Origin of the sequence: Rhizobium sp. CCGE 510, assembly GCF_000292525.1 — a bacterium.
Taxonomy (GTDB): domain Bacteria; phylum Pseudomonadota; class Alphaproteobacteria; order Rhizobiales; family Rhizobiaceae; genus Rhizobium.
The window spans coordinates 185,044-208,948 of record NZ_AEYF01000045.1; the positions used below are offsets into that span (position 1 = coordinate 185,044).

Here is a 23,905-nt window from a genome sequence, read left to right on the forward strand (position 1 = left end):
GGGTTCAGGCAATTTCCTCTTCGAGTATTTTCACGGGCCGGTCCCACTGGATGAGCACGACACAGCCGGTATCGCTCCAGACCGAGTGTTCGCTGCCTGGCGCATTGACGATATAACTGCCACTGATGTAATCGCCCGTCTCGTCGGATTGGACGCCGTCGAGCACCAGGATGGTCTCGAGCCCTTCGTGGCGATGGCGGGGAACGGAGGCGCCGGGCTCATATTTCAGCAGCGCCACGCCCGGCTGATCACCTTCGAAGGGGCGGATCCAGTGAATGGTGACGGCATCGCGGAAGGGGCCGAATTCCAGCGCCTTCCAGCCGCCTGACGTCAGGCTTTCGCGGGTCGTTTCAGGCATGGGCGATGCTTTCCAGAATGTCGTCGACATGCGCGGTCCAGCCGACGATCGCGCCTTGGGCGCGGATCATGGCGATGGCTGCGGCTTTGAATTCGGGGAAGTAGCTCTCCGTCGCCTCCTCGGCGAGAAGGCATTCATAGCCGCGGTCGTTTGCTTCGCGCATCGTCGTCTGCACGCAGACTTCGGTGGTGACACCGGCAAAGACGAGCTGACGAATGCCCTTCTCTTGCAACACGGTGCCAAGTTCGGTGGCGTAGAAGGCGCCCTTGCCGGGTTTTTCGATGACGACTTCGCCCTTCACAGGAGAGAGCTCCGGCAGGATTGCGGTGCCGGGTTCGCCGGAGATCAGGACGCGGCCCATCGGGCCTTCGTCGCCGATCCTGAGCGAAGGATTGCCGCGGTTGCGTTTGGCCGGCGGCAGGTCGGAAAGATCCGGCCGGTGGCACTCCATCGTATGGATCACGGGCAGGCCGGCATTGCGGAAGCCCTGGATGAGGCGTTTGACATCGGGCACGATCCTGGTGATGCGGCTGACATCATTGCCGAGGCTTGCACCGAAGCCGCCGGGCTCGGCGAAATCGCGCTGCATGTCAATGACGATGAGGGCGAGCTCATCGTGCTTCACCGGAAAGGCGAAAGGTTCGGCTTTGATCTGTGCCATCAATGATGTCCCGCCATGTGGGCGCCGATCACGCCGATATCGGCCGAGCGCGCCGGCGTTTCGTAAACCAGCTTGCCTTCCGAAATGACCATGATGCGGTCGGACATCTCGAGCAGTTCGTCGAGGTCTTCGGAAAGCAGCAGCACGGCGGCGCCCAGATTGCGTGCCTTCATGATGCGGGCGCGGATTTCGGCAACGGCCGAGAAATCGAGACCGAAACAGGGGTTCGAGACGATCAGCAGATCGACATCGCCGGTCAGTTCGCGGGCGAGCACCGCCCGCTGCACGTTGCCGCCCGAAAGCGCTGCGATCGGCGAGGCGGAAGAGGCGGTCTTGACCTTGAAGTCGGAGATCAGCGCCGAGGCACGCTTCTTCATGCTGCCCTTGTTCAGCCAGATCGCGTCCTTGCCGTCCTGCTTCAAGTCGAAGGTGCGGAACGCAAGGTTCTCGCTCACGGTCATTTTCGGCGCACAGGCATTCTGCAACGGCTCTTCGGGGATGAAACGCACCCTGTTCTTGCGGGTCTCGTCGCGGGTGGCGCCATAAGCCTCGCCATTGACCATGACCTGGCCGCTATCGGTCGGGCGCTGGCCTGCCAGAATTTCGGTCAGCTCCTTCTGGCCGTTGCCCGATATGCCGGCAATGCCGACGATCTCGCCGGAGCGGACCGTAAGCGCGTCGATCTCGATGGTCTTCAGGCCGGAGCGATCCGGGGCCCTCACGTGGCTGACGGTCAGCACGGGTCTTGCCGCTTCCGCCACCGGCAGACGGCTGTCGAGCTCGGCGAGCTTGACGTCGCCGATCATCATGGCCGCCATCTCGGCGGTGGAGACCTCGCCGACCTTGCCGGTGCCGACCAGCTTGCCGCGCCGCAGGATCGAGACGGCATCAGCGAACTTCGTCACCTCGTGGAACTTGTGGGAAATCATCAGCACGGTGAGCTCGCCGCGCTCGGTCATCCCGCGCACGATGCCGAGCATCTCATCGGCTTCGGCGGGCGTCAGCACCGAGGTCGGCTCGTCGAGCACGAGGAAGGAGCGGCCGAGATAGAGCTGTTTGACGATTTCGAGCTTCTGCTTCTCGCCGGCGGCAAGCTCGCTCACCGGCCTGTCGAGCGGGATCTTGAACGGCATGCGCTCCATGAAGGCTGCGAGGTCCTTGCGCTCCTTCGCCCAGTTGATGATTGAAGGCACCTCGGTGCGGCTGATGACGAGGTTCTCGGCGCCTGTCAGCGAGGGAACGAGCGTGAAATGCTGATAGACCATGCCGAGGCCATAGGTCGCGGCATCCTTGGGTGAGGCAACCGCCACCTCGCGGCCGTCGACCGACAGCGAGCCTGACGTGGCGTGATAGAAACCCATGATGCATTTGACGAGTGTCGACTTGCCGGCGCCGTTTTCGCCGAGAAGCGCGTGAAAAGAGCCGGCCGGAACGGCGATCGAGACGTTGTCGAGCGCGGTGAAGCTGCCGAAACGCATGGTCATATCGAGAGACTCAATGCCGACGGCCTTGCCGGCTTGCGGAAGGGGCGTGTCGCGGACTGTGCTCACTTCATTGCTCCTTTTCGACGATGATGGCGACGGGACCGCCGCCGGGCGGACCCTGGTGTTCGGCGCCGCCGGACACATAGAGATCGGTAATGCCGAAGATGCCGGCGAGAACGCCGCCGACGAAGGCACGGGCATGGCGGGTGCCTGCAATATCCGAGTCATCGAGCATCGTGTGGCGCCTGCCGCCGATCCTGCCGGACGGATCCGGCTCGGCCTTGGCGAGAACCGCCGCCAGCCGGCCGTTTTCCGGCAGGCGTTCGCGGGCTTTCCTGACGGAATGCGCGTCGATCGCATCCCGCATGACCGCGTGGTCGATCGACAGCGGACCGGACCATTTTGCGCTCATGCCGAGGACGATGATTTCGTGATCGGTGAGTTCGACCCCGGACGAGGTTGAGGCGCAGCGGGAAAAGAGATCGAAACGTGTGCAGATGTCGGCATCGCCGATCGATGTCGCATCTATCTCGCCGAGGGCCACGGCGACGCCGAGAGCCGAAGCGCCGCGCGAGAGGCCCATGGATTTCAGCGTGTCGTGGGTTGCGACCGTCCTGCCTGCTGCCTCGGCCTCGGCAATCCGGCGCGAGGTGAGCAACGGGCACTTGATCTGCACGAAATGGACATCGGCGGGATCACCGATGCCGGCATCCCTCATCGCGGACTTCACGCCTTCGGCAACGAGCAGGATCTGTTCCCGGCGCCCGAGATGTTCGGTGGGCAGCGCGGGGGTACGCGACACACCAATGGCCAGCGCCCGTTCGCCCGGGGTTTCTACGGTTTCACGCGCAAAAACCGTCCAATGCGGCGAGAGCCCACCCTCGGTGCCGCCGGACATGATGATCGAGACGCCGTCGACGCCATATCTACTGAACAATGTCTCGAAGCTGCGGGTGGCATAACCGCGGGTAAAATCATTGACGCAGCCATTGCCTTCCGTCTTGCCGAGAACGGCGACAACGTTGTTCGCCTGAAGGCCGCTAGCAAAGAGCGCCTCGACGCCGGCAACGTCATCGGGGCCGTCGGCCGGCACGCGAAAGACATGGGCACGCAATGACGGCATCAGGGCAGCGCCTCGACTAGAGCCGCGGAACTGGAGACCGAGCCGAAGACGCCGCCCTGCATCTTCACCATCTTGATGGCGGCGAGGTGGTTTCCGTAGTCGGTCGCACCGCAGCAGTCCTCCAGAAGCAGGCATTCATAGCCGCGGTCGTTTGCCTCGCGCATCGTCGTCGAAACGCAGACATCGGTGGTGATCCCCGTGAGGATAATGTTCTCGATGCGCTTCTGGTTGAGGATGAGTTCGAGGTCGGTGGCGCAGAACGAACCCTTGCCGGGCTTGTCGATGATCGTCTCGCCTTCGATCGGGTAGAGTTCGGGGATGATGTCCCAGCCGGGTTCGCCACGCGTCAGGATGCGGCCGCAGGGGCCGGGATCACCGATGCCGGCGCCGATCCGCTGCGAGCGCCAGCGTTTGTTTGCCGGCAGATCGGCGAGGTCGGGGCGGTGGCCCTCGCGGGTGTGGATGATGTGGTAGTCCTTGGCCCGCATGGCCGCAAGCACGCGTTTGATGGGTTCGATCGGCGCCTGCACCAGCGACAGGTCGTAGCCCATATGGTCGACATAGCCGCCCTTGCCGCAGAAATCCGTCTGCATGTCGATGATGATGAGGGCGGTATTGTCAGGCCTCAGAGCGCCGTTATAGGGCCACGGATACGGATCGGCGTCGATAAAATGCCCTTTGGTTTCGACCATCGCGTCCATCATTCTCTCTCCTATTCCGCGGCAGGTTTGAGGGGTTCGCCGTAACGGCGCATCGGCTTGTCAAATCCGCAGGACGTGCCGTCCTTGACCTTTATCTCGTCTTCCCATGGCAGGCGGTATTTGCCGGCGACAAGGTCGTGCATGTAGGTGTAGGGCGCATCCTGGGCGCCGCCGGCGACGGCGACATAGCCGCGATGGCCGAACTGGTAGATGTTGTTCTCCACCCCCCAGCCGAGCCGGGCCTCCCGCACCAAGTCAGGACGCACCTCGGCGGTGATGATCTCGTTAGGCCGGCCGGAGGTGCCGTGGGCGATGATCGCGCCGTCGAAATTGCAGATCATGCCTTCACCCATGGAATCGAACGTGCCGTCCGAGCCGCACATGCAGACATTGGCGGTGATCATCAGGTTGCAGAAGGCGTTGGCCTGGTTGGTGAAGCGCCAGGCATCGCGGATCGGCGCCGTGTAGCCGGCGGTGCGGATCATGATTTCGGCGCCCTTATAGGCGCATTCGCGCGCCATCTCCGGGAACATGCCGTCATGGCAGATGATCAGCGCAAGCTTGGCGCCCCGCGGGCCCTCGATGACAGGGATGCCAAGATCGCCGGGCTCCCAGGGCTCGACGGGGATCCAGGGATGCATCTTGCGATAATAGAGCTTCAGCTCGCCCTGGTCGTCGATGACGATGCCGGAATTATAGGGCATGCCGCCGGGATTGAGCTCCATGATCGAGAAGCAGCCCCAGATCCGGTTGTCGCTGCAGGCCTGCTTGAAGGCCGCGACCTCCGGCCCGTCGAGCGTGCACATGATCTCCGGATTGATGTCCATGGAGAGGCCGTGCAGCGCGTATTCGGGAAAGATGACGAGGTCCATGCCCGGCTGGTTGCGCCGCGCCTTGGCCACCAGATCGACGATCACCTGCGTCTGCTTTGCCAAGTCCGCTTTGGTGACGGTCACCGGCAGCTGGAGCTGAACGAGGCCGATGCCGACGCCGTGTTCGGATTTGTTGAGACCACCAAGTCCGTTCATCGGAAAGCTCCGTTATTTCGTGAGCGACAGCGCACCCGGCGCACCGGCGAGCGAGCGGGTGGGCGAAGAAGTGGCGATCAGGATGACGAGGGTGAGCACGTAAGGCGCGGCGTAAAAAAGGTAGTAGCCTTGTGTGACGCCGACCGATTGCAGCGCCGGACCGAGCGCGCCGGCGCCGCCGAAAAGCAGGGCGGCGAGGAAGCAGCCGATCGGGTTCCAGCGGGCGAAGATGACGAGGGCCACGGCCATCAGGCCCTGGCCCGACGAAATGCCTTCGTTCCACGAGCCCGGATAATAGAGCGAGAGGTAAGCGCCGCCGATTGCCGCCAGCGAGCCGCCGGCGGCCGTCGCCAGCAGGCGAACCCGGTCCGGGTGGATGCCCATGGCCCGGGCCGCGTCGGTGCTATCGCCGACAACGCGCAGGATCAGGCCGATCCTGGTATTCTTGAAGGCCCAGAACAGGAAGAGGGCAAGTGCCGCGCCGATGAAGAACAGCACGTTGATATTGAGCGCCGCCTGGATCTGCGGAGTACTCGACCAGCCGCCGAGCGCGATCGAGGGCAGTTTCGGCGCCACCGGCTGAATGAAGGATTTGCCGAGGAAGAACGCCATGCCGAGACCGAACTGCATCATGGCGATGCCGATGGCGATGTCGTTGACCTTCGGGAACTTGCAGATCCAGCCGTGGATGAGGCCGAAGATCGCGCCCGCCACCATTGCGGCCAGCACGCCGAGGGTGGGCGAGCCAGTGATGACGGCCACCGCATAGGCCGTCATGGCGCCGAAGACGAGCGTGCCTTCCAGGCCGAGATTGATGCGGCCGGAGCGTTCGGTGATCGCCTCGCCAAGGCTGACGAAGATGAAGGGGGTGGAAACGCGGATGGCGCCTGCGAAGATCGCCAGCGGCACGCCCCAGACGCCGATGCCTGTCCCTTCCATCAGAGGCTCCTTTTCCAGAGGTCGGGATTGAAGATCTTGAAGCGGCCGTAGAAGGTCTCGCAGAACAGAATGACGATGAAGAGCGTGCCCTGCAGCACCAGAACCGTCGCATCCGGCAGGCCCATGCGCCGCTGGATGAGGCCGCCCGAGGCGTCGATGCCGCCGAGCAGGATCGCCACTGGAATGATCGCCAGCGGATTGTGCCTGGCGAGGAAGGCGACGAGGATGCCGGTATAACCATAGCCGGCGGCAAGCGAGGCATTGGCGCTTCCCTGCACCGCCGCCACTTCGATCATGCCCGCCAGGCCGGCAAAACTGCCGGCAAGCGCGGTAAATCCGGCGATCAGCTTGCCCACAGGCAGCCCCTGGATCTGGGCAGCGCGCACGTTGCCGCCGGCGATGCGGGCGGCAAAACCGTAGCTCGTCGCCTCGATCACGATCCACGAAACGATGCAGGCGAGGATGCCGATGACGAGACCCCAATGCACGTCCATGCCGGGAATATTGCCGAGCATGTATTCCGCCGGCAGCGGCCTGGTCGACGGCTTGTTGAGGCTCGCCGGATCGCGCAGCACCCCTTCGACGAACTGGTTCATCAGGGCAATGGCGATATAGGAGAGCAGCAGCGAGGAGATGGTCTCATTGACCCCGCGGTAATGGCGCAGGAAACCGGCAAGGCCGATCCAGATACCGCCGACCACCATGGCAGCGATTGCCATCAGAATGAGGGTGAGGAAAACAGGCGCGGTGCCGGCGAGCGGCAGAGCCATGGCTGCGGCGCCAACGCCGCCCAGCACGACCGCTCCTTCCCCACCGATGATGACGAGGCCGAGACGGGCGGGCAGGGCGACGCAGAGTGCCGTCAGGAGAAGGGGTGCGGCACGACTTAAGCTGTTCTGCACCGAAAACCAGCTGCCGAAGCCGCCGGTATACATCAGTTGGAAGAGGGTGGCCGGAGACTTGCCGACCGCCAGGATGAAGAGGGAGAAGAGCGCAAGACCGATCAGGATGGCCGAAAGCCCGATGACAACAGGCTCGGCTCGCCGCGCGATCCATTCGAGGACGGGGCGCAGGGAAGCCGGTTTTTCCACGATGGCTATTGCGGGATCATTGGCCTCTATGGTCATGGCGCTTCTCCCTTCGCGGTTTACGCCGTGGACCCGACGACGCCCTCGACCAGATAATTCATGCTCTCGAGCTCAATTGCGTCTTCGGCGTAGCTCTTGTCGGCAGCCACGACAGTGTCGCCTTTGTTGTCCTTCAACGGACCCTTGAAGACCGAGAAGCCGCCCTTCATCATCTCCGCCTGCGTGGCCTCAAAAGCCTTGCGGCCCTCCGCGGACACGGCGGGGCCGAGCGCGCTCATCTTCACGAAGCCGTCCTTCAGGCCGCCACGCACGAAATTGCCGAGCTTTTCGCCGGCCTGCGCCTTCTTGACGAAGTCGCTGTAGACGTTGCCCCAGGCCCATTCGGCGCCGGTGAGGTACTTTTCGGGAGCAAGCGGGCTCTGGTTGGCGTGATAGCCGCAGACGAAGGCGCCGCGGCCGGCAGCCGTCTCGACGACCACTTTGGGGCTGTCGACGTGGCAGGTGATGACGTCGGCGCCCTGGTCAACCAGCGCATTGGTAGCCTCGGCTTCCTTGACGGCGAGCGACCATTCACCGGTGAAGATCACCTGGCAGGTGATACCAGGATCGACTGCGCGCGCGCCAAGCAGGAAGGCGTTGATATTCTGCAGAACCTGCGGGATCGGCTTGGCGGCGACGAAGCCGATCTTCTTGCTCTTTGTCGCATGGCCGGCGGCGATGCCGTTCAGATACTGGCCCTGGAAGATATAGCCGAAATAGGAGCCCGTATTGGCCGGGTGCTTGCCTTCCTGCCAGAGGCCGCCACAATGGCGGAACTGAACGTCGGGATGTTTAGCGGCCATGGCCAGCATGTGTGGGTCGAAATAGCCGAACGAGGTCGGAAAGAGCAGGGTCGCACCATCGAGATTGATCATCGACTCCATGGTCTTCTGGACATCGACGGTCTCCGGCACATTCTCTTCTTCGACCAGCGTCACGCCCGGCAGCGCCTTGATGACGGCCGCGCCTTCCGCATGCGCCTGGTTATACCCGTAGTCGTCCTTGGGGCCGACATAGATGAAGCCGACGGTCAGCGCGGTTTGGGCTGCGGCGGAGGAGGCGATCAGGCCGGGCATGGCGCTGGCGAGTGCTCCGGCAGCGGAAGCCTGCAGGAAATTGCGGCGGTTCATGGAAAGGAGTTTGGTCATTGGAATGCTCCTTGCGGCGCTGGGCCGGTTGCGAAACAGGACAGCAAAGTGCATGCAATGCATGTGCCAAAAACCAACTTATTGTTTTATATATATTATTCCTGTAGAAGCAACCTGCGACGTTTAAAGTGCATGCAGATTGACCGCAGAAGCGCATAAAAAATAACCACGCTATCTTTTTTGCTCATTTTAGCTGCGGAGTCAGCGTGTCGGCAGCAGTTTCGGACTGCGCCTTGCATCGAAAAGTGAAAATCTAACAATATCTTCGCCACCTAGTTTGACTTATCGAGTGGTGAACGGCATCTGTATGCAGAGTGTTGATGTGAGCAGATTCGTATCGTGAAGCAGGCCAAACGCAGAGAAGTCATCCGCACCGGAACCACCGTTGAACAGATGGTGAGGGCGATTTCCGACATGATCGTCACAGGCGAAATCCTGCCGGGTGGAAAGCTGGACGAGGTGTCGCTTGCGGCTCGTTTCGACGTTTCGCGCACGCCGGTCAGAGAAGCCTTGCGTGAACTCAGCGCGATGGGATTGGTTGCGCGCGAACCAAACCGCAGTGCCGTCGTTACCAATGTCACCGAGGCCTACCTGCATTCGATGTTCGAGGCGATGGCGGAACTCGAAGCGATCTGCGCCAGGCTCTCGGCCGAGCGTATGACGGTCGATGAACGGCGGGCGCTGGAACTGGATCATCGGGGATCGGTGAAGCTGGTGCATGCCGGTGCGGAAGAGGAATATTCGGCTCACAACACCGAATTTCACACCCGGCTTTATCGCGGCGCGCATAACGATCATGTCTTCGAGATGGTGACTCAGACGCGGGCGCGGCTCGCGGCTTTTCGGCGGGCGCAGTTCCGTCTGCCCGGGCGTCTGGCGAAATCCTATGAAGAGCACGGCCGGATCGTGACCGCGATCATGCGCGCGGACGCCGCCGCCGCGGGGCAGGCGGCATATTCCCACGTGGAAATTGTCAGCGATGCCAGCGCGGTATTTGCAACGCCTGGGGAATAGAGAGGGCGCGACGCCTAAAATCACGCGTCCCGCACCCGCTACCAAGACAAAAATCACCACCGGCAAAAAGCCCGGTTGTTTCCCGGTTACTCCGCAGCTTCGATGAACCGGTGGCGTTCGTAAAGGAACTTCAGCACGGCTTCCCGGCATTTCAGATAAGTGCGGTCGGAGGCGAGTTCGATGCGGTTGCGGGGGCGGTGCATGGTCACATCGAGCACTTCGCCGATGCGGGCCGCCGGGCCGTTGGTCATCATCACGATGCGGTCGGAGAGCAGCACCGCCTCATCGACGTCATGAGTGATCATCACCATCGTGTTGCCGAGCCGGGCGTGGATTTCCATCACTGCATCCTGAAGATGCGCGCGGGTCAGCGCATCCAGCGCACCGAAAGGCTCGTCGAGCAGCAGGATCTTCGGCTCCATCGAAAGCGCGCGGGCAATGCCGACACGCTGTTTCATGCCGCCCGAAATTTCCGAAGGCCGCTTATCCTTCGCATGCGCCATTTGCACAAGATCGAGGTTGGCCATGACCCAGTCATGCCGCTCGGCTTTGGTCTTTGTTCGGTTGAAGAGTTTGGAGACGGCCAGATTGACGTTCTCGTAGACCGTCAGCCAGGGCAGCAGGGAGTGGTTCTGGAAAACGACGGCGCGTTCGGGACCGGGTCCGTTGACCTCACGATTTTCGAGGAGCACGGCGCCTGCGGAAACCGGGGTCAGGCCGGCAATCAGGTTGAGCAGGGTGGATTTGCCACAGCCCGAATGGCCAATGATCGAGACGAATTCGCCCGCGGAAATCGTCAGGTTGATATCCTTCAGGACTTCGGCGCGCACGCCGCCGCGATCGAAATGTTTGTCGATATGATCGAGCTTCAGATAGGCATTCATCGGGACGTTCCTTAGTTGGCGGTGGCGCCGCGAGTGATGAGTTTGCCGAGCCCAGCCACCAGCTTGTCGAGTGCGAAACCGACGACGCCGATATAGGCAAGCGCGACGATAATGTCCGGCAGGCGCGACGAATTCCACGCGTCCCAGATGAAGAAGCCGATGCCGACGCCGCCGGTCAGCATTTCGGCTGCGACGATGGCGAGCCAGGAGAGGCCGACGCCGATCCTCAGGCCGGTGAAGATGTAGGGGGCCGCCGAAGGCAGCATGATCTTCCAGAAAAACTCGAACTGATTGAGCCGCAACACCTCGGCAACGTTGCGGTAGTCCTGCGGGATATTGCGTACGCCGACGGCGGTGTTGATGATCACCGGCCAGATCGAGGTGATAAAGATGACGAAGATCGCCGAGGGATTGGAATCCTGGAAGGCTGCGAGCGATAGCGGCAGCCAGGCGAGCGGCGGAACCGTTCGCAGCACCTGGAAGATCGGATCGAGACCGCGCATTGCCCAAACCGATTGGCCGATGATCGCCCCGACGATAACCCCGGTGACGCCGGCAAGGCCAAAGCCATAGAGCACGCGTTGCAGCGAAACGAGCACGCGCCAGCCAAGCCCGATATCCTGGGAGCCGTTGTTGAAGAACGGATGGGCGATCAGGTCGTAGCTCTCCTGCCAGACCCGATGCGGCGAAGGCAAAGACGCATCCGGCGATGAACAGAGCGCCTGCCAGACGAGCAGGATGAGTGCCAGCACGACGGCTGGCGGAACGACGTTGCGAAACGCGGCGATTGCCGCATGACGAAAATCGATCCGTGATCTTTGCTTGCCGGACAATGGCAGAATTTTTGCCGCCGGCTTGGCAGAGACGGCAGTGGAGGGACTTACTTTATTTGCCAGGGCGGACATCGACGCGCTCCTCACATGAATGAAAGGCCGGCGCGCCGGTGGCGCGCCGGTGGCGGGGGTCAGGAGACAACCTTGATCGAAAGGCTGTCGAGATAGGCGGACGGATTCTCAGGGTCGAAGACCTTGCCGTCGAAGAAGGTCTCCTTGCCCCGGGAAGACGAGGCGGGAATATCGGCCGCCGCGACACCGAGATCCTTGGCGGCCTCGCGCCAGATATCTTCGCGGTTCACCTGGTTGACCAGCGCCTTGATGTCGGTACTCGCCGGCAGATTTCCCCAGCGGATGTTTTCCGTCATGAACCAGGTATCGTGGCTCTTGAACGGATAGGAGGCGCCATCTTTCCAGAACTTCATGTAGAGGTCGGTGGCCTTGACCTCGCGGCCGTTGCCATAATTGATGTCACCCTTGAGGCGGCCGAGCACGTCCTTGGTCGGGACGTTGAACCATTGGCGCTTGCCGAGGATATCTGCCATCTCCGCCTTGTTATCCATGCTGTCGCACCACTGCTGGGCCTCCATGACAGCCATCAGCAGGGCCTTGGCAGCATTGGGGTTCTTTTCGATCCATTCGGCGCGGAGCCCCAGCGCCTTTTCGGGATGACCCTTCCAGAGCTCGCCGGTGGTAGCCGCGGTGAAGCCGATGCCCTGGTTGACGAGCTGCTCGTTCCACGGTTCGCCCACACAGAAGACGTCCATGTTGCCGACCTTCATATTGGCAACCATCTGCGGCGGCGGCACGACGATGGTCGAAACGTCCTTGTTTGGATCGATGCCGCCGGCGGCGAGCCAATAGCGGATCCAGAGGTCGTGGGTGCCACCCGGGAAGGTCATGGCGGCCTTGATCTCTTTGCCTTCCGCCTTCTTTTTCTCGAACGCGGCCTTCAGCTTGGAGGCATCGAGCTGCACGCCGGTATCGGCATATTCCTTGGCGACGGAAATGCCCTGGCTGTCGAGGTTGAGCCGGGCGAGGATCGCCATCGGCACCGGCTTGTTGTTCTGCGTCACCTTGCCGGTATGCATCAGATAGGGCAGCGGCGAGAGGATATGGGCACCATCGATGCCGTTTGCTGCGCCGCCCAGCACGAGATTGTCGCGGGTTGCGCCCCAGGATGCCTGTTTGGCCACATCCGTTTCCGGAAGACCATGTTTGTCGAAAAAGCCCTTTTCTCTGGCGATGATCAGCGGCGCGGAATCCGTGAGAGCGATAAAGCCGAGCTTGACGCCTTTCACTTCAGGGCCCGCCCCGGCGGCAAAAGCGCCAGAGGGAAAGGCAGTCTTGACAGCGCCGATGAGGGCAGCCGCTGCGGTCGTCTTGAGCATGCTGCGGCGGGTGATGCCGGTTGTTGAAATCCCAGTGGTCGAAGTCTTCGTCATGCGCAGGTTCCCTCTGCTGGCCGAATTCGGACACAAAAAAACGCCGCCGGAATTTACGTCCAGGGATGGGAGAATCCTGGAGTGCAAAGACCTTGCGACGTCGGTGTCTAATGCAGGCGCTTATGCCGCGCCTATCCGCACCGGTCGCCGTTGACCGGTGCGTCTTAGAACTTGCAAGCAGCGTGCCAATTTCGAGAAGAGTTGGTAACGGTATGAAGCAAAAGGAGAAATGCGAAGAATTAATAAATGCCTATTTCTTGGGCGTTATTATTTTTGCTTTCGTTTTGTGCGATTACTGCCGTGACCACAGTCATGGGAGCGCTCTATTTGTGCAGTGCACGCAATATGGAAGTCGCGATGAGGCAGACGGGAGAATGGATTCTGCCCGCCCTATTCGTCGGTATTGCCACTGGGAGGGCGCAAGAGGGGAAGGCCAATGCGAGGTGATTGCCTCGCGATCACCTCATTTCATTGCAGCAAAGCTACGAGGCCGTAGAACGCTGCGGATATTGCCGCAGCCGCCGGCATCGTTACGATCCAGGCTATCACGATGTTGCCGGCCAATCCCCAGCGCACGGCTGAAACACGACGAGCCGCGCCCACTCCAACGATTGCCCCGGTGATGGTATGCGTCGTCGAAACGGGAATACCGAGCCACGTCGCCCCGAAGAGTGTCAACGCTCCGCCCGTCTCTGCGCAGAAACCTTGCATGGGGTTGAGCCGAGTGATCTTCGACCCCATGGTATGAACGATCCGCCATCCGCCAAAAAGCGTCCCGAGAGCCATTGCCGACTGGCAGGAAATGACCACCCAGAACGGCACGTAGAATGTCGGGCCAAGATATCCTTGGCTGAACAACAGTACCGCAATGATGCCCATCGTCTTCTGCGCATCGTTCCCGCCGTGGCCAAGCGAGTAGAGCGACGCGGACACAAACTGCATGACGCGAAATGTCCGATCCACCGCAAACGGCGTTTGCCGGACGAATAACCAGGAGACGGCGAGCACCAGCACGAGGGCGAGCAGGAAGCCGAGGGCTGGCGACAGGAAAATGGCACCGACGGTCTTTAGGAGGCCGTTCCAGACGATTGAGCTGAAACCTACCTTTGCCAGGCCGGCCCCCACCAGCCCACCGACAAGCGCATGCGACGAACTGGACGGAATCCCGAAAATCCAGGTGAGAATATTCCAAATGATAGCGCCCATCAGTGCGGCGAAGATCACTTGAGGCGAAACGATCACAGGATCGATGATGCCGGTTCCCAGTGTTTCGGCCACATGCAGACCGAAGAACAGGAATGCGATGAAATTGAAGAACGCCGCCCAGGCGACCGCATATTGTGGCCGCAGGACGCGGGTCGAGACGATCGTGGCGATCGAATTGGCCGCATCGTGCAGACCGTTGAGAAAGTCGAAGAACAGGGCGACAACGACCAGGCCGACGAGCAGCGGCAAAGCGAGGGTGGCATCCATCAGACGTTCTCGATGAGAATGCCGCTGATCTCGTTGGCGACATCCTCGAAGCGGTCGACCACTTTCTCCAGCTCTCCGTAGATTTCGCTTCCGATCAGGTAGGCCATCGCATTGCCGCTGGCGCCATGACGCACAAACAGATCCTTCAAGCCTTGGTCGTGGAGCTCATCGGAACGTCCCTCCACTCGGGTGACCTCCTCCGCGATGGCTGCGAGACGCTGCGCATTGGCTCCCAATTTGTCGAGAAGGGGTATCGCCTCGGCGACAAGATTTGCCGCCTTGACGATTTCACTGCCCATCTGCTGCATGAGCGGATCGAAGCAGGATTGCTCGAACAAACGGATCGTCTTGACGGTTTTGTGCATCATGTCGATTGCATCATCCATCGACTGAATAAGGTCTTTGATGTCCCCCCGGTCGAAGGGCGTGATGAAGCTTCGCCGAACGGCAAGAAGAACCTCACGCGTGACGTCGTCGGCCTCGTTTTCCAAGGTGACGATACGTTCACAGTTTTTCTGAACGTCATTGCCCTTCAGGAGTTGATCGAGGGCGTGCGCCGCGGCAACGACGGTCTTCGAATGCTTGGAAAACATTTCAAAGAATCTGTCTTCCCGTGGCATCAGCTTGCGAAAAATGCTCATCATGCCTGCGAACCTTTCTCGTGCGGCCGACTGTCATAAATGTGTCATAAACACGCCCACGCAATTGAAGCAACAAGCAAATCGGCTACTCCATCGCTATGACGCCTCGCAAAAAAGGCAGGAAGCCTCGACTGGACAAATCCCAGCCACTGCTGCGGCAGCTCGCTGCTGTTCCTGACACGTTGTTCGCCGGCGCATTCCGCCAACAATATGGCGCACTTTGCTTCCGCCATGGCAATGCCGGATCCGAGGTCGAAATCCTGGTGATCACATCGCGCGAGAGCGCACGCTGGGTCATCCCGAAAGGGTGGCCGATGAAAGGGAAAAAGCCTTTCGAAGCAGCAGCAATCGAAGCATGGGAGGAGGCAGGCGTGCGCGGGCTGGTGAAGAAGAAGCCGGTCGGACGCTATACCTATCTCAAAGAATTCGACAATGGCGACGTAGCCCCCTGTATCGTCGACATGTTTCAGCTTGAAGTCACGGAAATCAGCGGCGATTTCAAGGAGCGGGGTCAGCGTATTCTCGAATGGGTCAGCCCGGATGAAGCGGCACGACGCGTTCGCGAGATCGAACTCAAGTCGCTACTCGTCCAATTTGAAGTGCGCGGTCGCAAGAAACGCGATCGCGGCTGACCGCTGACACCTTTCCGCACGATGCTCTAAAGCGCGTCGCATATAACTTGATTCCTTCGACGCGCTTTAGCTCTTTGTTTTTATGCATGTCGTTATCCGGGAACCGCTGCACACTTCCCGGCGACATGCATTATCGCTCGAATGGTTCGCCGAGCGAAGCGACGCCGTTCAATTTCAGTAGGCGCCGATCGGCGGAGATGACGCCGAGCACGATGATCGTGACGAGATAGGGCAGGCTCGACAGTAGCTGCGAGGGAACGTCCAGTCCGGTTGCCTGGGCCGCAAGCCCCATCAGCGAGACAGCGCCGAAGAGGCAGGCGCCGAGGAAGATGCGACCGGTGAGCCAAGTCCCGAAGACGACGAGGGCGATGGCGATCCAGCCGCGTCCGGCGATCATCCCGTCAGCCCAGAGTGGTGTGTAGACGACCGCCGCATAGGCACCGGCGAAGCCGGCCATCGCGCCGCCGAAGGCGATGGCGAGGATACGGACCGATATCACCGAATAGCCGATGGCGTGGGCGGCCTTCGGGTTCTCGCCAACGGCGCGGACGATGAGACCAAGCTTGGTGTGGGCAAGTATGGCCCAAAGAGCGAGGGTCGCGGCGAGCGAAATCCACACCACGATGTCCTGGACGAAAAGGCCGCCAATCGCCGGCAGTTCCGAAAGCCCCGGAATAGCGAGCTTTGGAAGACCCTTGACCGTCAGGCTCTCATAGGTCTTGCCGAAGAGGGCCGAGAGGCCTTGGCCAAAAATGCCGATGGCAAGGCCGGCGGCCACCTGGTTTGCCCGGAACCCGAGCGTAACGAAGGCAAAAAGCAGGGAAAGCGCGGCGCCGCCAAGCCCTGCGACGATGAAGCCGAGAAGATGTCCGCCGCCATGATAAACGACGATGAAGGCGAGCACGGCGCCAAGGGCCATCAATCCCTCGACCCCGAGGTTGAGGACACCGGCGCGCTCGGCCACCAGTTCGCCGAGGGCTGCCAGAAGAAACGGTGTCGCAGCCGCAAGCATGCCGGCAAGGATGAACTCGATGGCGTTCATGGCAGGCTCCGCTGGGCGGTGCGGCGCCATTCAAGACGATAACGCACGAAGGCGACGGCGATCAGGTAGGCGAGAAGCAGACTACCCTGGAAGACACGGACGGCGGCAATCGGCAGGCCGGCCGAGACCATGGCATTGTCGCCGCCGATATAGATAACCGCCATGACCAGCGCCGAGACCACGATGCCGATCGGATGCAGGCCGCCGAGATAGGCGACGATGATGGCGGCATAGCCATAACCGCTCGCGACCGAACGCTGCAGCTGGCCGAGCGGACCGGCAACTTCGGCGGCGCCGGCAAGGCCGGCGGCAAAACCGCCGATCAGCAGCGAAAGCCAGATCGCCCACCCCTCCCTGAAGCCGGCGTAGCCGGCAGCCCGCGGCGCCAGGCCGCCGACCTGGAGCTTGTAGCCGATGAAGCTCTTCTGCATGAAGACCCAGGCCGCAACCGACAAAACGAGGGTGATGAGGAAGGAGACGTTGACGCGCGTACCGGCAATCAGGGTCGGCACCATCGCATCGTACTGGAACATCACCGACTGCGGGAAATTGAAGCCGTTCGGATCCTTCCAGGGGCCGAGCAGCAGATAGTTCAACAATTGCGCGGCAACGAGGCTCAGCATCAGCGAAACGAGGATCTCATTGGCATTAAGGCGCACGCGCCAGAAGGCGGTGAGAGAAGCCCAAATCGCCCCGCCGATGGCGCCGAGCAGCAGCATCACCGGCCAGATCCACTGGCCCGTCGCCTGGGGAAACCAGACCGGAATGGCTGAGGCGAAGATCGCGCCAAGGATAAACTGGCCTTCGGCGCCGATATTGAAAACCTTGGCGCGAAAGCCGATTGCCAGCCCCTGGGCGATGAGGAGGAGGGGCCCCGCCTTTAACAGCACTTCTGAAAACGACGCCCAGGAAAGGAAGGGCTCGAAAAGCATCGCGTAGACGACCGCGACGGGGTCGCGACCCATCAAAACGTAGAGCCCGAGATTAAGTGCGATCGCACCCCCGAGCGCGATGACGGGTGCGCCCAAGGCCGCAGCCAGCGAGGCGCGCTCCCGGCGGACAAGGGTGGGAACGGAAGCAGGGAACCAGACACTCATTATTGAACTTTCTCGGGCGAGGTATGTGCCCCGATCATATATCGGCCGACTTCCTCGGGCTTGATGTCCCGCGTTGCGAGCGGCGGGCTGAGCCGGCCGTGATGCAGCACCTGGATGGAATCGCAGAGCTCGAACAGTTCTTCCAGCTCCTCGGAAATGACGAGGATCGCCATGCCCTGATTGCGCAACGCGACCAGGCGGCTGCGGATGGCGGATGCAGCGCCGACGTCGACGCCCCAGGTCGGCTGCGCCACGAAAAGCAATTTCGGAGACAGCATGATTTCCCGGCCGACGATGAACTTCTGCAGGTTGCCGCCGGACAGGGTGCCGGCTTCCGCATCCGGGCCGGATGTGCGGACATCATACTGACGGATACAATCCTTGGTGAACGTCATCGCCCGTGCCCTTTCGATGAGACCACGCCGTAAAAGCTTGAGCGGGTGGGCCGTCAGCAGGCTGTTGAGGACAAGTGACATTTCGGGCACGGCGCCGCGTCCGAGCCGGTCTTCCGGAACGAAGGCAAATCCGAGCTGCCGCCGCGCTGCGGCATCGAGCCTGCCGACATCCATTCCCATCATGTAGATCCGGTCGCGTTGTTCGCGCCCCAGCATGGTCTCGCCTGAAATCAGCGCGGCAAGCTCGCTTTGGCCGTTGCCCGAAATACCGGCGATCCCGAGGATTTCGCCGGCACGGACCTCGAGGCTAAGGCCGGAGAGCGGCACCGCAAAAGGATCGTCGGGCTGGTGGTCCAGACCGATGATCTCCAGCCGCTTTTCCCCGCCAGACAGCGGCAGCGCCGAGGTGGGTGCGGGCATATCGCGGCCGATCATCATCCGGGCAAGGTCATGGGCATCATGCTCGCGCGGGTCGACATCGCCGGTCACGCGTCCGCCGCGCAGGATCGTCGCGCGATCACAGATCGCCCGAATTTCTTCGAGCTTGTGGGAAATCAGCAGGATCGAAACGCCACCGTCGCGCAACCGGCGCAGGGTGTCGAAGAGCTTCTCCACCAATTGCGGCGGCAGGACAGAGGTGGGCTCGTCAAGGATCAGCAGCTTCGGATTGGTCATCAGGCTTCGGATGATCTCCACCCGTTGCCGCTCGCCGACGGACAGCGCATGCACATGGGCAAGCGGATCGACTTCGAGGCCGAACTCCCGTCCAAGCGTCCGGATACGTTCCCTGAGATCAGATTTTCGGCCCGGCACCACCAACTGAATGTTCTCGATGACCGTCAAGGTCTCGAACAGCGAAAAGTGCTGGAAGACCATGCCGATGCCCTTGCGCCTCGCCTCCGCGGGGGAGGCGAGGCGCAAGGGTGTTCCTTCCCAGACGACATCTCCGTCATCCGGCTGCTCGACACCGTAGATCAGCTTCATCAGCGTCGATTTTCCCGCCCCGTTTTCCCCGAGGATCGCATGGATCGATTGCGGAGCTACGTCCAGATCGATTGCCTGATTGGCGTGGATCTGGCCGTAGCTTTTCGAAATGCTGCGCAGCGACAGGAGCGGGGTGGTCATGATTTATTTCGGCAGCGGCGTCGAGACGCCCTTGACGTGCCAGTTCATGGCGATGATCTCGGGGTCGGCCATGGTTGCGCCGGATGCGACACCTGCGCTGCCGTCAGCCTTGGTGAGCGGCCCGGTAAAGGGCGAGAAGCTGCCGTCGGCGATCTTTGCCTCGACCTCTTTGATCTTGGTCATCACGTCGGCCGGAATACCGGGGTTCCAGTCGACCACTTCGACGACCTTGTCGGCGACGCCGAGGAACGCATTGGCTCCCTTGAACGTACCGGCGAGATGGGCATCGACCGAAGCCTTGAAGAAGGGCGACCAGTCCGTCGAGACGCAGCCGAGATAGGTTTTCGGCGCATACTTCTTCATCGACGAGTTGAGGTTGAAGGCGTAGACGCCGGCGTCTTCACAGGCCGAGATGACGGATGGCGTGTCCTGGGCATTGGAGAAAATCACGTCGCACTTCTGTGCGATCAGCGCCTTGGCGGCCTCCTGCTCCTTGGCCGGGTCGAACCAGGAATTGACCCAGACGACGGAGACTTCGATATCCGGCTTCACCGCCTGGGCGCCGAGTGTAAAGGCGTTGATCGAGGTAATAAGCTCGGGAATGGCAAAGGCCGAGACGGAGCCGAGCTTGCCGGTCTTGGAAAGTGCTGCCGCGGCCATGCCGAGCAGATAGGTGCCCTGGAAATACTTGGCGGCGAACGGCGAGAAATTCGGAGCAACCTGGAAGCCGGAGGCATGCAGGACCGTCACGCTCGGATCACGGCGGGCGATCTGCAGGGCGCCGTTCTGATAGCCGAACGAGCCGGCAATCAGGAACTTGTTTCCGTCGGCGACAGTCTTGGTCATGATGCGGTCGGCGTCCGGGCCTTCGGCGATATTCTCAAGCACGGTGACCTTCACCTTGTCGCCGTAAGCGGCCTTGATCGGCTCGAGACCGGCGGCGAGAGCGTGACCCCAGCCGACATCGCCGATCGGCGACGGAACGACGAGGGTGATGCCGAGCGGCTGGTCGGCGGCGAAAGCAAGGCGGCTGCCGAGCGCGCCGGCAAGGCCGGTGGCGGCAGCGGCCGTCATCAGGTTTCTACGGGTCAGTTTGGTCATGTTCACGGGTTCCCTTTTTGGTTTTTAGAATTTCACGGCTGCGAGTGCAGCCTCGGCGTCGGCAGAGAGCTTGGCCTCGTCGAGACCGGGGAATTCCCCCTCCTGCCAGACGATACGGCCATTGATCATCGTCATATCGGTCGCCATGCCGATGCCAACGCGGGCAATCAGGCTCAACGGATCGTGCCGCGTACCGACATAATCCATGCGACGCGTGTCGATCGCAAACAGGTCGGCTGCCATGCCGGGCGCCAGCCGGCCGATGTCGCGTCGGCCGAGCAGGCTGGCACCCCCCGTCGTGCCGTAGCCGAGGAAATCGACGGGCGGTGGCACGGGATGGGCGCGGCTGGAGGATACCAGGCACTGCAGCATGTAGGCGGAGTGCAGGCAGTGCATCAGGTTGGAATTGTCGTTGGAGGCGGCCCCGTCGCAGCCAAGGCCGATGCGCAGGCCGAAGCCAGCCATGGCGGGAATGTCGGTGACCTCGGCGCCGACCAGATAGACCGGTTCGGGGCAGTGCGCCACGCCGGTGCCGCTGGCCGCCATCCGCCTCAGCTCGTCGTGGGTCAGCTCCCAGCAATGGGCATAGAAGGCGTCGGTCCCGGCAAAGCCGAGTTCTTCCAGATAATCGACCGTGCGCATGCCATGACGAACCTGCATGACCGGGCTTTCGCCCTCGCCGACATGGGTGTGCATCATGACGCCGCGATCACGCGCCAATGCCACCGATTCCACGAAGGTCTCGCGATAGCAATTCACCGGCTGGCAGGGCGCCACTACCACCTGGCGCATGCTGAACGGGTTGGCATCGTGGTAAGTGTCGATCAGCCGGGCGCAGTCGGCGATGAATTCGTCGGTCGTTTCCAGCATCTCGTCGGGAATGGTCGAGCCCTCCGACTTCGGCAGGGTATTGCCGCCGCGGCCGGCGTGGAAGCGCATGCCGAGCAGCTCGGCTGCCTCGAATTGGCGGTCGATCAACCGCTTCCCGGCGTGGCGGGGGAAATTGTATTGGTGATCCAAGGCCGTGGTGCAGCCATGTTTGATCATCTCGGCCATCGCTGTGACGGAGGAGTGGTAAAAACACTCCTCGTTGAGCTGCGAAAAGATCGGGTAGATCCGATCCAGCCACTCGATCACCGAGAGCTTCGTCCAGTCGAGATCGGCGCGATTGCGCACGAAGCACTGGAAAAAATGATGATGGGTGTTGACGAGTCCTGGATAGACGAACCAGCCGGCAGCATCCTGAACGGTCGTGCCGGCGGGAAGCGCGTCCGCCGCCAGATTTTCGCCGATCGCCACAATCGCCGGACCATCGGTCAGCAGATCGACATTGCGACGGACGACCGGCCCCTTGCCCTCGTCGACGATCACGGCCGCGCAGTTCTTCAGGAGATATCCAGCCATGTCACGCCTCGCCCGGTTCTTCGATATGAGGTTCGGGCTTCAATTCGTGCAGCCGGTGAATGCCCGGCATTTCGATAAACCGGTCGAGCGCGCGCAGCGCCCGCGACCAGAGCCGGATGGCGGGATAGGAATCCAGCGTCACGCCCCCGTCGGGCGCCAGCGCCACGTAGGGAAAGCAGGCGATGTCGGCAATTGTCGGCCGGTCGGCGGCGAGGAAGCGCATGCCGCGAAGACCCTGCTCGACAAGCCCCGCCTCGAGCTCGCGAAGTGCTGCGATGCCCTGGGCCTGCAGCACGCCGATATCGCCCGGCCGCAGCAGCATCTCATGAAGCCGCGCGCCGCCAAGGCTTGCCGTCAGCCGGCCGGAGAACGACAGCCATTGCTGAACCTTTGCCGCTTCTTCGGCCTTGCCGCTGCCAAGCCATTCGGGCGCTGCCTTGGCGGCGAGATAGACGAGGATTGCCGACGATTCGGTCAGGATCAGATCGCCATCCTCCAGGATTGGAATGGAGCCTGCCGGATTGAGGGCGAGAAGCGCGGAACCGCGATGCTCGGCGCCGGGATGGAAATCCACCGGCCGGAGTTCCAGCTTCACGCCGGTCAGCGCCGCCATCAGCCGCACCTTGTAGCAACTGGGGGAGAGAATGTAGTCGTAGAGCTTCATTGCGCCACCAGCTGTGCGCCATAGGTATAATTGTGACGCTTCAGCCAGCGCCGGTAAGCGATCGATGTGAGATCGGCCCGCGTCGGGATTTCCATGCCGGGATCGAGTGGCAGAAGCGGCGGTATCTGGTTTTCCAGGATCGAACGGTCCTGCAGGAAGATCGTCTGCTGGAAGTGGATGAGGTCGGTCATCGCGGTCTCGTCATCGAAAAGCGCCATCCACGGCCAGACGTCGCACAGGTCCTCGGCCAGCGGCTGCACGAAGAGCGTGATGACATCCCATTCGCTCGGGCGCGGCGGGCAGGTTTTGTAAAGCACGGAACAGGTCGGTGCCGGCACGCGGTACATATACTCCGTGGTGATCCCGCCGCTTGCCGATTTGGCGGCCTGCGGCTGGTAAAACTTCACCTGCGTTGCCCAGACTTCGTCTTCCTCCTCGCGGATCTCGACCTTGTAGTTCTGAACTTCGGTGTGCGGCTCCGCGCCGAGAATGTCGGTGTGGACGAAGGGGAAATGGGCGACGTCGAGGAAGTTCTCGACGGCGCGCAGCGGCGAGCAGCGTACCCGCACCACGCCGACGTCGACGAAACGGCGGCCGGGCTGGTCGGCCTCGGGGATCGGGAAAATTTCCTTCTTCGGCTCGCCGAGCGAAGACCAGACATGGCCGTAACGTACGCGCACCGGCAGAACACGGCCGTTGCCGCCCGTCACCCGCGCATTGCCATCGGCGTCGCGCGCCACGTCGATCGGCTCGCCCATCAGCGCCGTCTTGCGACCGGCGCTGTCGAGCTGACTGAAAAGCCCGACCGGATACCATTCGTCGATCATCGCCTGCATGCTCACCGCGCGATCTCCTTTTTCTGAAGATCCTCAGCCCCGCGGCGCAGGCTTTCGGCGGCCCGCGAAGCGTCGATGGCTGCAGCAGGGCCGGCGTCACCCTTCAGCAGCACATGGATCAGCGTCTGCCCGTCGTGCTGAGCAGATAATAGCAGGCAGAGGCTGCCGGTGGATGCGTCGATCTTGACAAGTCCGTCAGGGTTCGCCTTCGCGCCGGCTGCCGCCTCGATCGCGGCAATGCCGGCAAACGCCGTCAGCGAGCGCTGGGGAATGAGGCCGTCGAGCCTCGGCGGCTTCGACGCGGGCGTCCCGACGGCCACCCAGATCAGGCTGCCCGCTTCCTCGACTTCATGGGTGGCGACACGGATGGTTTCCGGCGGCGCCAGCCCTGGATGGGCGGGAATGCGCAGACAGTTTCCGGTCTGGCCATAGCTCCAGCCGTGGTAGATGCAGGAAAGCGCCTCGCCGCGCACGAAGCCATGGGATAAGCGCATGCCGCGGTGCGGACAGCGATCCGCCGATGCCGATATACGCCCCGAAGCGCTGCGCCAGAGGGCAATCGATCCGGATGCCGTCCGGGCCGGCATGACGGTTGCGGCCGGCAGATCCCGGGAAAGGGCGACTGGCGTCCAAAAGCCGGTCGTATCGGATGGCATAACTAGACTTCCTGAACCATACTATGTTTTGTCAAACGGAGCTCCACCTTGGCCTCAAGGCAGATACGCTCCAGCCCTCACGTTTGCATAGTTA

General features: G+C 61.9%; 24 protein-coding genes. 2 read left to right on the plus strand and 22 right to left on the minus strand.

The window, feature by feature from the left end:
- Positions 1–4 precede the first annotated feature (4 nt).
- Genes RCCGE510_RS24955 through RCCGE510_RS24995 form a run of 9 tightly spaced genes read right to left on the minus strand, consistent with a single transcriptional unit; the run spans position 5 to position 8,569 of the window.
- Positions 5–358: a cupin domain-containing protein gene (locus RCCGE510_RS24955; RefSeq protein ID WP_007634560.1), complete on the minus strand. Its 354-nt coding sequence runs from the start codon at positions 356–358 to the stop codon at positions 5–7.
- Entirely contained in the window at positions 351–1,019 is a 669-nt protein-coding gene (locus RCCGE510_RS24960) for a cysteine hydrolase (RefSeq protein ID WP_007634561.1), read from the minus strand. The genes RCCGE510_RS24955 and RCCGE510_RS24960 overlap by 8 nt, the downstream gene beginning before the upstream one ends.
- Entirely contained in the window at positions 1,019–2,569 is a 1,551-nt protein-coding gene (locus RCCGE510_RS24965) for an ABC transporter ATP-binding protein (RefSeq protein WP_007634562.1), read from the minus strand. Before RCCGE510_RS24965 ends, RCCGE510_RS24960 begins: the two co-directional genes overlap by 1 nt.
- Position 2,570: 1 nt before the next feature.
- Positions 2,571–3,626, minus strand: a complete 1,056-nt coding sequence (atzD, locus tag RCCGE510_RS24970) for a cyanuric acid amidohydrolase (RefSeq protein ID WP_007634563.1) — start codon at positions 3,624–3,626, stop codon at positions 2,571–2,573.
- Positions 3,626–4,327 carry an isochorismatase family cysteine hydrolase gene (locus RCCGE510_RS24975; protein ID WP_007634564.1) on the minus strand — a complete coding sequence of 234 codons (702 nt, stop codon included), beginning with the start codon at positions 4,325–4,327 and terminating at the stop codon, positions 3,626–3,628. Before RCCGE510_RS24975 ends, atzD begins: the two co-directional genes overlap by 1 nt.
- Positions 4,328–4,338: 11 nt before the next feature.
- Entirely contained in the window at positions 4,339–5,355 is a 1,017-nt protein-coding gene (locus tag RCCGE510_RS24980; protein ID WP_007634565.1) for a formamidase, read from the minus strand.
- 12 nt (positions 5,356–5,367) lie between these two features.
- On the minus strand, positions 5,368–6,294 hold the full coding sequence (locus RCCGE510_RS24985; RefSeq protein ID WP_007634566.1) for an ABC transporter permease: 927 nt from the start codon (positions 6,292–6,294) through the stop codon (positions 5,368–5,370).
- Positions 6,294–7,421: an ABC transporter permease gene (locus tag RCCGE510_RS24990; protein ID WP_007634567.1), complete on the minus strand. Its 1,128-nt coding sequence runs from the start codon at positions 7,419–7,421 to the stop codon at positions 6,294–6,296. Before RCCGE510_RS24990 ends, RCCGE510_RS24985 begins: the two co-directional genes overlap by 1 nt.
- Positions 7,422–7,441: 20 nt before the next feature.
- A complete protein-coding gene (locus tag RCCGE510_RS24995; RefSeq protein WP_007634569.1) occupies positions 7,442–8,569 on the minus strand; it encodes a BMP family ABC transporter substrate-binding protein in 1,128 nt (375 codons plus the stop codon).
- A 339-nt stretch (positions 8,570–8,908) separates the two neighbouring features.
- Here RCCGE510_RS24995 and RCCGE510_RS25000 point away from each other — a divergent pair, with 339 nt between their 5' ends.
- On the plus strand, positions 8,909–9,583 hold the full coding sequence (locus RCCGE510_RS25000; protein WP_007634571.1) for a GntR family transcriptional regulator: 675 nt from the start codon (positions 8,909–8,911) through the stop codon (positions 9,581–9,583).
- Positions 9,584–9,669: 86 nt separating this feature from the next.
- Here RCCGE510_RS25000 and RCCGE510_RS25005 read toward each other — a convergent pair whose 3' ends face one another.
- The 5 genes from RCCGE510_RS25005 to RCCGE510_RS25030 form a co-directional block, all read right to left on the minus strand.
- Positions 9,670–10,467 (minus strand): ABC transporter ATP-binding protein, encoded by a 798-nt coding sequence (locus RCCGE510_RS25005; protein ID WP_007634574.1) that lies wholly within the window; start codon positions 10,465–10,467, stop codon positions 9,670–9,672.
- Positions 10,468–10,478: 11 nt separating this feature from the next.
- The gene (gene ntrB / locus RCCGE510_RS25010) at positions 10,479–11,372 is read right to left on the minus strand and encodes a nitrate ABC transporter permease (RefSeq protein ID WP_007634577.1); all 894 of its coding nucleotides are present in this window, start codon (positions 11,370–11,372) and stop codon (positions 10,479–10,481) included.
- 59 nt (positions 11,373–11,431) lie between these two features.
- Entirely contained in the window at positions 11,432–12,745 is a 1,314-nt protein-coding gene (locus RCCGE510_RS25015) for a CmpA/NrtA family ABC transporter substrate-binding protein (protein ID WP_007634579.1), read from the minus strand.
- 468 nt (positions 12,746–13,213) lie between these two features.
- Positions 13,214–14,218 carry an inorganic phosphate transporter gene (locus RCCGE510_RS25025; RefSeq protein ID WP_007634582.1) on the minus strand — a complete coding sequence of 335 codons (1,005 nt, stop codon included), beginning with the start codon at positions 14,216–14,218 and terminating at the stop codon, positions 13,214–13,216.
- On the minus strand, positions 14,218–14,862 hold the full coding sequence (locus tag RCCGE510_RS25030) for a DUF47 domain-containing protein (protein ID WP_007634584.1): 645 nt from the start codon (positions 14,860–14,862) through the stop codon (positions 14,218–14,220). The genes RCCGE510_RS25025 and RCCGE510_RS25030 overlap by 1 nt, the downstream gene beginning before the upstream one ends.
- Before the next feature lie 95 nt (positions 14,863–14,957).
- On the opposite strand from RCCGE510_RS25030, the gene RCCGE510_RS25035 reads away from it, so the two are divergent.
- On the plus strand, positions 14,958–15,491 hold the full coding sequence (locus RCCGE510_RS25035) for an NUDIX hydrolase (RefSeq protein ID WP_007634586.1): 534 nt from the start codon (positions 14,958–14,960) through the stop codon (positions 15,489–15,491).
- 130 nt (positions 15,492–15,621) lie between these two features.
- Here RCCGE510_RS25035 and RCCGE510_RS25040 read toward each other — a convergent pair whose 3' ends face one another.
- From RCCGE510_RS25040 to RCCGE510_RS25075, 8 genes are read right to left on the minus strand one after another with little or no spacing between them, the layout of a single operon-like run.
- Entirely contained in the window at positions 15,622–16,533 is a 912-nt protein-coding gene (locus RCCGE510_RS25040; RefSeq protein ID WP_007634587.1) for an ABC transporter permease, read from the minus strand.
- Positions 16,530–17,630 (minus strand): ABC transporter permease, encoded by a 1,101-nt coding sequence (locus RCCGE510_RS25045; RefSeq protein WP_007634589.1) that lies wholly within the window; start codon positions 17,628–17,630, stop codon positions 16,530–16,532. Before RCCGE510_RS25045 ends, RCCGE510_RS25040 begins: the two co-directional genes overlap by 4 nt.
- Positions 17,630–19,150: an ABC transporter ATP-binding protein gene (locus tag RCCGE510_RS25050; protein ID WP_007634591.1), complete on the minus strand. Its 1,521-nt coding sequence runs from the start codon at positions 19,148–19,150 to the stop codon at positions 17,630–17,632. Before RCCGE510_RS25050 ends, RCCGE510_RS25045 begins: the two co-directional genes overlap by 1 nt.
- Before the next feature lie 3 nt (positions 19,151–19,153).
- Positions 19,154–20,251 (minus strand): BMP family ABC transporter substrate-binding protein, encoded by a 1,098-nt coding sequence (locus tag RCCGE510_RS25055; RefSeq protein ID WP_007634594.1) that lies wholly within the window; start codon positions 20,249–20,251, stop codon positions 19,154–19,156.
- 24 nt (positions 20,252–20,275) lie between these two features.
- A complete protein-coding gene (locus RCCGE510_RS25060; RefSeq protein WP_007634595.1) occupies positions 20,276–21,655 on the minus strand; it encodes an amidohydrolase in 1,380 nt (459 codons plus the stop codon).
- A gap of 1 nt (position 21,656) precedes the next feature.
- A complete protein-coding gene (locus RCCGE510_RS25065; protein ID WP_007634596.1) occupies positions 21,657–22,319 on the minus strand; it encodes a glutathione S-transferase family protein in 663 nt (220 codons plus the stop codon).
- A complete protein-coding gene (locus tag RCCGE510_RS25070) occupies positions 22,316–23,161 on the minus strand; it encodes an aromatic ring-hydroxylating dioxygenase subunit alpha (RefSeq protein ID WP_007634597.1) in 846 nt (281 codons plus the stop codon). The genes RCCGE510_RS25065 and RCCGE510_RS25070 overlap by 4 nt, the downstream gene beginning before the upstream one ends.
- Complete coding sequence (locus RCCGE510_RS25075; protein ID WP_007634598.1) at positions 23,158–23,811, minus strand: Rieske (2Fe-2S) protein; 654 nt, start codon at positions 23,809–23,811, stop codon at positions 23,158–23,160. The genes RCCGE510_RS25070 and RCCGE510_RS25075 overlap by 4 nt, the downstream gene beginning before the upstream one ends.
- Positions 23,812–23,905 lie beyond the last annotated feature (94 nt).